This is a genomic window from Bacillus sp. AFS041924 (genome assembly GCF_002577195.1).
Classification (GTDB): domain Bacteria; phylum Bacillota; class Bacilli; order Bacillales; family Bacillaceae_G; genus Gottfriedia.
Map to the genome: position 1 here is coordinate 216,524 of NZ_NULG01000007.1, position 9,892 is coordinate 226,415.

Annotated in this window: 8 protein-coding genes and 7 tRNA genes; 1 reads left to right on the forward strand and 14 read right to left on the reverse strand. The window is 33.7% G+C overall.

Going from position 1 to position 9,892, the window contains the following annotated elements; all coding sequences use genetic code 11:
• Positions 1–150 precede the first annotated feature (150 nt).
• From COC46_RS03070 to queG, 7 genes are all read right to left on the reverse strand, one after another.
• Positions 151–342, reverse strand: coding sequence for a hypothetical protein (locus COC46_RS03070; protein ID WP_098808300.1), 192 nt, complete (start codon positions 340–342; stop codon positions 151–153).
• A 261-nt stretch (positions 343–603) separates the two neighbouring features.
• Positions 604–1,797: a sporulation protein YhbH gene (gene yhbH, locus COC46_RS03075; RefSeq protein ID WP_098808301.1), complete on the reverse strand. Its 1,194-nt coding sequence runs from the start codon at positions 1,795–1,797 to the stop codon at positions 604–606.
• A gap of 326 nt (positions 1,798–2,123) precedes the next feature.
• Positions 2,124–3,026: an aldo/keto reductase gene (locus tag COC46_RS03080; protein WP_098808302.1), complete on the reverse strand. Its 903-nt coding sequence runs from the start codon at positions 3,024–3,026 to the stop codon at positions 2,124–2,126.
• A 103-nt stretch (positions 3,027–3,129) separates the two neighbouring features.
• Complete coding sequence (locus tag COC46_RS03085; protein ID WP_098808303.1) at positions 3,130–5,025, reverse strand: PrkA family serine protein kinase; 1,896 nt, start codon at positions 5,023–5,025, stop codon at positions 3,130–3,132.
• A gap of 430 nt (positions 5,026–5,455) precedes the next feature.
• Positions 5,456–5,950, reverse strand: a complete 495-nt coding sequence (gene trmL, locus COC46_RS03090) for a tRNA (uridine(34)/cytosine(34)/5-carboxymethylaminomethyluridine(34)-2'-O)-methyltransferase TrmL (protein ID WP_098808304.1) — start codon at positions 5,948–5,950, stop codon at positions 5,456–5,458.
• 61 nt (positions 5,951–6,011) lie between these two features.
• Positions 6,012–6,926: an amidase domain-containing protein gene (locus COC46_RS03095; protein WP_176545040.1), complete on the reverse strand. Its 915-nt coding sequence runs from the start codon at positions 6,924–6,926 to the stop codon at positions 6,012–6,014.
• A gap of 76 nt (positions 6,927–7,002) precedes the next feature.
• Complete coding sequence (queG, locus tag COC46_RS03100; protein WP_098808306.1) at positions 7,003–8,127, reverse strand: tRNA epoxyqueuosine(34) reductase QueG; 1,125 nt, start codon at positions 8,125–8,127, stop codon at positions 7,003–7,005.
• 508 nt (positions 8,128–8,635) lie between these two features.
• On the opposite strand from queG, the gene COC46_RS03105 reads away from it, so the two are divergent.
• Complete coding sequence (locus COC46_RS03105; RefSeq protein ID WP_098808307.1) at positions 8,636–8,935, forward strand: hypothetical protein; 300 nt, start codon at positions 8,636–8,638, stop codon at positions 8,933–8,935.
• Positions 8,936–9,116: 181 nt separating this feature from the next.
• On the opposite strand, the gene COC46_RS03110 is transcribed toward COC46_RS03105, so the two are convergent.
• The 7 genes from COC46_RS03110 to COC46_RS03140 form a co-directional block, all read right to left on the reverse strand.
• Positions 9,117–9,199: transfer RNA gene (locus COC46_RS03110), tRNA-Leu, on the reverse strand.
• Positions 9,200–9,293: 94 nt separating this feature from the next.
• Positions 9,294–9,377, reverse strand: a tRNA-Leu gene (locus tag COC46_RS03115).
• A gap of 14 nt (positions 9,378–9,391) precedes the next feature.
• Positions 9,392–9,462 (reverse strand) — tRNA-Cys (locus COC46_RS03120).
• Between the two features lie 6 nt (positions 9,463–9,468).
• Positions 9,469–9,543: transfer RNA gene (locus COC46_RS03125), tRNA-Gly, on the reverse strand.
• 5 nt (positions 9,544–9,548) lie between these two features.
• Positions 9,549–9,623, reverse strand: a tRNA-Gln gene (locus COC46_RS03130).
• An 80-nt stretch (positions 9,624–9,703) separates the two neighbouring features.
• Positions 9,704–9,779, reverse strand: a tRNA-His gene (locus tag COC46_RS03135).
• 15 nt (positions 9,780–9,794) lie between these two features.
• Positions 9,795–9,868, reverse strand: a tRNA-Trp gene (locus tag COC46_RS03140).
• Between the last annotated feature and the right edge of the window lie 24 nt (positions 9,869–9,892).

Here is a 9,892-nt window from a genome sequence, read left to right on the forward strand (position 1 = left end):
ACAAAAAAGCCTGTCCCAAAGGCATAATAATCCCCTAGTGACAGACTCCCCCATAAAAAACATATTCTATCTTTTAATATATCATCCAATATTATAATTCAATTATTATTCTTTTTGAAGTCCAATTCCATTTAAATAAATTATTACTCTTTATTGTATATTATGATTATTTGCATATGGGTCATAAATACCACTTAATAAAAGTATAGAAATATTAAAACCTAGTAAAGTTAAAACAGCTAAAAAATAAGGTTTTTTCCTTTGTTTAAATACTTGAATTAGAGTTGTAACTAAAAGAATAAAAGAACCCATAAAAATAACAATTCCCAATCCGATATTCATAGTAAGTTTATTTCTCCTATGTCTATTTGTAAGTTGAAATTTATTTTATCATTTAGTCCAAAAAAATTAATCAATCAAAAGACACATAAAAACCCTAATTTCTTATTGTACTAATCTGCCATTATGTTGAATAAGAAACATCTTTAGTAAATGATCTATTTCTAACCATTTACAACAGAAAACCAGAAAAACCCTCTGCCGGGCTTTTCTGGTTTCACTTACTATTCAACTTGCACTTTATTAAAGCCAATTATCCAGCGATTATTTCGCTGCTTTCTCATGCTCCTGTTTAAAAAAGCTCTTCATTGAATGGAATACATCTGATTTTTGTTTAAGGATGTAATAGCGGAATTTTTCATCATTAATGTTTTTATATGCGGACATTAGAGTAGAGTGTCGATTGTATTGGTTTACTTCTCCGTATCCGAACATATTGCTAACTTTCATTAATTCTTGAACTAATTTTACACAGCGAGCATTGTCAGATGTTAAATTATCTCCATCAGAGAAGTGGAATGGATAAATATTATATCTTTCCGGAGAGTATTTGAATTCAATTACTTCTAAAGCTTTTCGATAAGCAGATGAACAGATTGTTCCTCCACTTTCTCCTTTTGTGAAAAACTCTTCTTCTGTAACAACTTTTGCTTCTGTATGATGTGCTATAAATTCGATATCCACTGATTCATACTTTGTTCTTAAAAATCTAGTCATCCAAAAGAAGAAGCTACGTGCCATATACTTTTCCCATAAGCCCATACTTCCGCTCGTATCCATCATTGCGAGTACGACGGCTTTAGATTCTGGTTTTCTTATTTCATTCCATGTGCGGAACTTTAAGTCTTCTGGAGATATTGGATAGAATGAAGGAGTACCACTCATAGCGTTACGTTTGAACGCTGACATCATCGTACGTTTCTTATCAATATTACCCATTAAACCGGTTTTTCTAATATCATTAAATTCAATGTTTTCTACAGTATTTAAATCTTGTTCTTTTCTTTTTAAATCAGGTAATTCTAACTGACTAAAAAGAGCTTCCTCTAATTCCATTAGTGAAACCTCTGCCTCATAATAATCTTCACCTGATTCTTTGCCTGCGCCTTGCCCTTTACCAGCACCTTTTTGCGGCTGGCCTCCTTGTGATCCATCTCTTGCCACTACATCGCCAACTTTACTGTCTCCAGTACCCTGACCAACGTGTTTATTTTTATCATAGTTGTATCTAATCTTATATTCATCTAGTGACCGAATTGGGATTTTTACTACATCCCGCCCGTTTGACATTATGATGCTTTCTTCTGTTATCAAATCTGCTAAATTCTTTTTTATCGCCTCTTGTACCTTCTCTTGGTGGCGCTGTTGGTCATCGTGTCCTTTACGATGGAGGGTCCAGTCTTCCTGTGAAATGGTAAAATTATGCTTTTGTTCATGTTCAATATTTTCATTACTCATTTTCTTTCCCTCCCTTACTTGTTTTGATTTATTGTAAAAATAAAAAAATCGTCACACAATAATACACAATTGCATAAACTAATTCGGTAGGTGATTTTCTACCCTTTTTTATGGATTACTCTATCATATGCAGAAGGACACAATAATTGACAATGTTTCTTCTAAATTTTGCACCCATTTTTTCAGAAAATAGGACGAGCCCCTAAAATTAAATATATTTATATAAAAATTTTAATCAACTTTTGTCAGAAAAATTACATAATCTTGAGCTAAAAAAAAACAAAAAAATAAGTGGAAAACTAAAAATAGTTCTCCACTTATTTTTTTTATGGCAAATTATGTCCCATACCAGCTACATAGATTCGCAGCCATTGTTCAGCTGTCATACTTAATTTTGTAGACTCAACAGCTGTTTTAACACGTTCAATTTTTCCAGAACCTACGATAGGCATCATTTTAGCAGGATGAGCTAATAGCCATGCATACAATACTTCATCAATTGAATTTGCACCAATTTCACTTGAAATCTCTTCAAGCATCGCACGCACACGTACCGCTGTTTCAGACTGACTTGTAAAGATTTGACCGCCTGCTAATGGGGACCAGATCATTGGGGCAATATCTTTTTCAAGTAACAAATCAATTGTTCCTTTTTCAAAATGCTCTAATTGCATAGGTGAAACTTCAATTTGATTCGTAACTAAAGGCATATCAAGATATGCTTGTAATGCATTAAATTGAGATGGTAAAAAGTTTGATACACCAAAATGGCGCACTTTCCCTTCTGAATGAAGCTGATTAAACGCCTCAGCAATTTTCTTAGGATTCATAAAAGGATTTGGTCTATGTATTAAAAGTAAATCGATATAATCTGTTTGTAGATTTTGCAAAGAATTATTAACACTCATTAGGATATGTTCTTTACTAGTATCATAATGATTCATTTTAAGTTCCGGGAATTTTGATGACTTTAACTTAATTCCACATTTTGTAACGATTTGAATTTTCTCACGAAGCTCTGGTTTTAATGCTAAAGCTTTGCCAAAAATTTCTTCACAAGTATACCCACCATAAATATCGGCATGATCAAAAGTTGTAATTCCTAAATCAATACACTCTTCTATAAAAGTTACTAATTGTTCTGATGTCATTTTCCATTCAGCTAAACGCCATAACCCGTGAATAATTTGTGAAAACTCTAGTCCTTCAGCTATTTGAATTCTTTTCATATATGCTAGCTCACCCTTCTATTATTCGTTATCATCATTATAGGATAAACGTTATTAAATACAAAAGAAAACGGCTACCTAATTAGATAGCCGCTTAAACAATTTATCGATTTAGTAAAGAGCCTACATAACGTAATAATTCATTCGCGGAAGTTGAATTATATCCATATTCATCTACTAATCGGCTAACAACGTCATTGATTTTCTTTAATTGACGCTCGTCAGGCGTTTTTGTGGACGTCGTAATCTTCACAACATCCTTCAGATCCGAAAAAAGTTTCTTTTGGATTGCTTCTTTTAATCTTTCATGTGAATTGTAATCAAAACGTTTTCCTTTCCGTGCATATGCAGAGATTCGAATCAAGATTTCTTCACGGAATGCTTTTTTCGCATTTTCAGAAATTCCAATCTGTTCCTCTATAGAACGCATTAGCTTTTCATCTGGATTCATTTCTTCTCCAGTTAACGGATCTCGTAGTTTATTCTTATTGCAATATGCTTCTACATTATCAAGATAGTTATCCATAAGCGTTTTAGCAGACTCTTCATATGAATAAACAAATGCTTTTTGAACTTCTTGTTTTGCAATATCATCGTATTCTTTTCTCGCTATTGATATGAAGTTCATATATCTTTCACGATCTTCGTTCGAAATTGAAGGGTGCTGATCCAATCCATCTTTTAATGATCGTAAAACATCTAACGCATTAATTGAAGGAATTTCTTTTCGAATAATTGTAGATGAAATACGGTTAATTACATAGCGTGGATCGATACCATGCATACCTTCATCTAAATATTCTTTCTTCAGTTCTTCTAAATCAACAGTGTTGTAGCCCTCTACCATTTCGCCATCATAAAGACGCATCTTCTTCACTAAATCAATATCTCCTCGTTTTGGTTCTTTTAAACGAGTAAGAATTGTAAACATTGCTGCAACACGTAATGTATGTGGAGCAATATGAACATTTGAAACATCACTTTCAGAGATCATTTTTTGATAAATTCTCTCTTCTTCACTTACTCTTAAATTATACGGAATTGGCATTACAATAATACGTGAATGAAGTGCCTCATTCTTCTTATTATTAATAAAAGATCTGTACTCTGTTTCATTCGTATGTGCAATAATTAATTCATCCGCAGAAATCAATGCAAAACGCCCTGCCTTAAAGTTACCTTCTTGCGTCAGGGATAATAGGTGCCATAAAAACTTTTCATCACATTTTAACATCTCTTGGAATTCCATCATTCCACGGTTTGCTTTATTCAATTCACCATCAAATCGATAAGCACGTGGATCAGATTCTGATCCAAATTGAGCAATTGTGGAAAAATCAATACTTCCTGTTAAGTCTGCAATATCTTGAGATTTAGGATCAGATGGACTGAATGTACCTATTCCAACTCGGCGATCCTCTGACAAGAATATTCTCTCTACCATAACATCTTCAATTCTTCCACCAAACTCTTGTTCAAGTCTCATTAAATTTAAAGGTGAAAGATTTCCTTCAATTCGAACTCCATATTCAGTGAAAAAATCGTCTCTCAAATGGTTAGGAATTAAGTGTAATGGGTCTTCATGCATTGGGCAACCTTTAATTGCGTAGATTGCGCCTTGATCAGACCTTGAATAAGATTCTAAGCCTCTCTTTAACATCGTTACTAGTGTAGATTTACCACCACTTACAGGACCCATTAATAATAAAATACGTTTTTTTACATCTAATCTCTTGGCAGCGGGATGGAAGTATTCTTCCACGAGTCTCTCTAAAGCTTCTTCTAATCCATATAGGTTGTTATTAAAGAAACTGTAGGTTTTTTTACCATTCACTTCTTCAATACCTGCGTCTTTAATCATATTATAAATTCTAGAATGTGCAGTTTGTGCAACCAATGGCTCTTCTTTTAACATTTCAAGATACTCAGCAAAAGTGCCTTCCCATTTCAGTCTTTGTTCCATGTCCCGATGCTGCTCAAGTTTCTTTAAAATATCCATGGACAAGTACCTCCTTCTTCTCATCTGTAAGAGAGATTATTAAAGGATATGCAAGGATGTCCGTACTCATGATATCTTTGTTCAGGAAAATATATTTTATCAAAACTTATTTCTCATAAATTTACTTTCATAATTCTATGTTTTTTTTGTATAATAAGTTTAGGGTATTGGGAATTTTTCAATTGGGAGGATACATACTGATGAGACTAGTATTAATTTTATTAGTTACAGCATCATTCATAGCAGCAATTTTCACAGGCGGCTATAATGACAGACCTGGACTGAAAAACCGATAATATTTCAAAAGATGCTTCTTATAACGGCTCTTAATTTATTATAGACCGTATTAATGGAAGCATCTTTTTTATTTTTACTAAAACGTCCAATCTTTAAATAAAAAAAATCACCCTTATAAGGTGACTTTTATTTATTATTTCGAATAATCCTTTACCTTTAACAATTCACGAAAATCTTGCTGACGCAAAGCTTCGTAAATTAAAATGGCAGCAGTATTAGATAAATTTAGTGATCTAATATGATCTGTCATCGGAATACGTAAGCAAGTATCTATATTTTTTTCAATTAATTCTTTTGGTAGCCCAGTTGTTTCTCTACCAAAAACAAAGAAAATTTCTTCATCTAAATTTGTATAGTCAAAATTAGAATAAGTTTTTTCGCCAAATTTAGTAATAAAATAAAACTTTCCATCTTTATACTTATCAAATAAATCATCTAATGAATCATGATAATGAATATCTACATGCTCCCAATAATCAAGTCCAGCTCTTTTTAACATTTTATCATCAGTTGAAAACCCTAATGGACGAATTAAATGCAAACTTGTATCTGTTCCTGCACAAGTACGTGCAATATTCCCTGTATTTGCTGGAATTTGTGGTTGATATAATACAACGTGTATTCCCATCTCTTTCACCTCTATATGTTTCAATGCTTTATATTATACCAAAATCGTTATTAATAAGGTATTATTCCATCGGAGGGTTAGAAAAGCCATCAATTATATGAAAAAACTTATACTTTATATTCTCAGTAAAAGCAGACGAGTCATAATATGACCAATATCTTTTACGACTGTTTACAGTGTGTGCATTCACTAATGGTTCACCATTTTCATCCTTAGCAACAACGATTGTACAGTGATTCCAAACTCCATCACCCTCAAAGTCATATAAGATGATATCCCCTAATGACAGATGCATTTGGGAGGGCACTTCTTCTGCTTTAATTCCATTTTTAGGCATGGGTAAAAATCTTCTTAACGCGTGTGCAACCCTCCAGCTGTAGCTACTATTAGAATGGTTTTTATACCACCAACCTACTCCTGGTTTGGGCATTCCAATCATTTTCAGTCCACCAGCCCTTAAACACTGCGATATAAAATTCGTACAATCATTCGCATATAATGGATATTCTTTATTATGGCCATCCCACCAGGTTTCAGCATATTTAACAGCATTAAATCGGTTATATAGATTATTTCGATCGAATGTTTCATTTTCACCTAAATCATCTTCTTCTATGTCAAAGCTTTCAACATGAGTATCAATAGGGAATGCTATGTCATATAAAATCTCTTCATTTCCGATTGCCACTTGTCTTGCTTCTTGATTTTCTTCAAAATATAAATCGGTTTGTTTTAAAAAAAATCGAGTATGCAAAGTATAATTTATATACGTTACATCCCTTTCACTCCAACTATTGTTTACCTCAAGATTTCCATATACCTTTACTAATGATATATTCCGTTTATGATACAACTCCACTTTACGTTGAATTGCCTCATATTCTTTTTCTTGAATAAGTTGACTTCGTTCTCCTTCCCCAAAATAAAGCTGTAATCTTTCTTTTAAATAACGTTCTAAAAGGTCGCGATTAATCAAGATAATCCCCCTTTTCAACATTTATTCTAATACTATACGATGTTGAAAAATAGGAGATTATACCACTCATTAATGATTACTTTGAAAGAACAGCATTTATTTCTTCTAACACCAATTCATCTTCCTCTGTTTGTAGACAATCTTCTATAAACGGCACACCGCTCTTTCCTTCTATTTCTGAAATAGCCCAAATAGCTGTACCTCTTATTACTGGTCTAGCATCTTTTTTTGCTAATTGCTTTAAATCATCCAGTGCTGTTTCATCTTTAAAATGAGCTAAAGCAATAATAGCATTTCGCTGAATTGGATTCTTCCCTCTCCATGACCCAGACATTTGACCGAATTGGCTCTTAAATTCTCTATTACTCAGCTTTAATACTGAACGCAATAAAGGCTTTACTGTTTCTGGATCAGGCTCCATCTCAGAATGATGGTTAAAATTAATCCCTTTATTTTTAGGACAGACTGTCTGACACGTATCACAACCATAAATACGATTTCCGATCTCTTTTCGAAACTCCACAGGAATCATTTCTTTTGATTGAGTTAAAAATGCAATACAATTTTTCGCATTTAATTGGCCTGGTGAAACAATAGCACTAGTAGGACAAACATCCAAGCACTTTGTACATTCTCCACATTGATCCTCAATCGGCGAATCTGGCTCAAAAGGTAATGAGGTAATCATTTCTCCTAAATACACATAAGAACCGAATTCAGGCGTAATAATTGAACAATTTTTAGCGCTCCAACCTATACCCGCTCGCTCTGCTACAGCTCGATCTACTAACTCACCCGTATCAACCATCGACTGGACCAATGCATTAGGATAATGTAATAAAATAAATGACTCAAGTTGAAGTAGCTTCTTTTTAACAACCACATGGTAATCTTCTCCCCACGAAGCCCTACAAAATATACCCCTTGTAGATCCTTTCGAACTTTTTGGAGGATTTTTTAACTTAGATGGATAAGCTAAAGCAATTGCAATAATTGAATTTGCTTCCGTCATTATTTTTCTAGCGTCCGCTCTTCTTTCAATATCCTTTGTTTCAAAGCCTGATTGATAATTTAATTGCTGTTGATTATATAAACGATTTTTTAAAGTTAAAAAAGGATCAGCAGTCGTAAAACCAATCTTATCGATGCCAATTTCCTTACTATATGATATCAATTCTTTTTGAAATTCTTTAATATTCACAAGAATCACCTAACTACCTGTATATTTACAATTTCTATTCTAGTCAGAAAATTAGTTCTTTATCTAATTATGACATAAAAGCTTTTAATAATAAGTTTTTAAATATAAAAAAACGCAATGTATCGTTCTTCTAATGAATCAATACACTGCGTTGTTATCAAGTTATAAGTGCTAATCTACTAATAAAAATATAATACATAATTAGTAGCTTTTTAATGAACTTGTAAATAATTTATCATAAACATGTCACAAATTCAAGAATAAAATCAAAATTTGTCGAAAAAGCTGGTGAGGTGGAAGTTCAGAACAGGAAAAATATGAAAAGTAACTAATTTAAAGCAGTTTATAAGGTATTGAAATGCGTAGAAACTAAAAGATAGATGTTATCAGCAATTGATGAATGTGCTTTAGAAAAGTTTTTGAAAGATTTGTAGAAATTTGAATAAAGGTATAGCTAATTATCACCTAGAATTCTTCTTTATAGGGTAAAAATAGGAGGAGAGTTACGATGACAGAGACATTAATGAAAGAAGAAAAGCTTCCATTGGTCGAGAGTTTAGAAGGTGTCTGTAGTTTAATTGAAGCAACAAACGACAGAATTGATTTTACTCAGGATACACTCAAGGAAATTGATCGATACAATAATGAGAAATTAAAGGATGCAAAACAATTAACTTTTAAAGTAGCTGCAGCTAGCCTACTAGTAGCAACAACTGGCTTAGTAGTTGCATTAGCGAGTAAAAGAAAACCAAAACAACGTGATTGGTATACGCCTAAGAAAAATCGAAATTTTGTTAAAATGCAATGATAATCATAGTTAAATTTATAAAAATGAAAAGATAGGCAGCGAACATTAAGATGGCGCTGCCTAATTTCTTGATTACAATTGACAAGCCTATTGTTTATATCTGCATGCTTCTTCAACCTGCAAATTTCAAACAAAAAAAGAGTTCTGCATTTCTGCAAAACACTTTCTCTTGTTTTTAATATAGCGGTGACAGGACTTGAACCTGCACATCCGTGAAGATACCTGATTTTGAGTCAGGCGTGTCTGCCATTCCACCACACCGCCAAAAAGTTATAAAATTATTATAATATATGAAGGACAGATTGTCCATTCAAATCTTAAAATAAAAACCTCTTACAAATGTAAGAGGTTTTTTTGATACCGAGGGCCGGACTCGAACCGGCACGGGGTCAACCCCCGCAGGATTTTAAGTCCTGTGTGTCTGCCATTCCACCACCCCGGCAGAAGTAAAATAAAAGGCGGTAACCGGATTTGAACCGATGATAAAGGTTTTGCAGACCTCTGCCTTACCACTTGGCTATACCGCCATACTTTGGAGCGGAAGACGGGGCTCGAACCCGCGACCCCAACCTTGGCAAGGTTGTATTCTACCACTGAACTACTTCCGCATAAATGGCTGGGCTACCTGGATTCGAACCAGGGCATGACGGAATCAAAATCCGTTGCCTTACCGCTTGGCTATAGCCCATTAATTAAGAACTTTATATACTATATTCAATTCACTATAAATTATATTACTCACTTGAGTAATCGTTACAATAATTTATATGGGGCGACCGATGGGAATCGAACCCACGAGTGTCGGAACCACAATCCGATGCGTTAACCACTTCGCCACGACCGCCATTATTAAATTATTTGGCAGGGGCAGTAGGAATCGAACCCACACCAAAGGTTTTGGAGACCTCTATTCTACCGTTAAACTATGCCCCTATAAAAATGGTGGAGGGGGACGGA

Excerpts from the sequence above, each read along its gene's own strand:
- COC46_RS03070 (WP_098808300.1), bottom strand. The coding sequence starts at position 342 with ATGAATATCGGATTGGGAATTGTTATTTTTATGGGTTCTTTTATTCTT.
- yhbH (WP_098808301.1), bottom strand. The coding sequence starts at position 1,797 with ATGAGTAATGAAAATATTGAACATGAACAAAAGCATAATTTTACCATT.
- COC46_RS03080 (WP_098808302.1), bottom strand. The coding sequence starts at position 3,026 with ATGAAAAGAATTCAAATAGCTGAAGGACTAGAGTTTTCACAAATTATT.
- COC46_RS03085 (WP_098808303.1), bottom strand. The coding sequence starts at position 5,025 with ATGGATATTTTAAAGAAACTTGAGCAGCATCGGGACATGGAACAAAGA.
- trmL (WP_098808304.1), bottom strand. The coding sequence starts at position 5,950 with ATGGGAATACACGTTGTATTATATCAACCACAAATTCCAGCAAATACA.
- COC46_RS03105 (WP_098808307.1), top strand. The coding sequence starts at position 8,636 with ATGACAGAGACATTAATGAAAGAAGAAAAGCTTCCATTGGTCGAGAGT.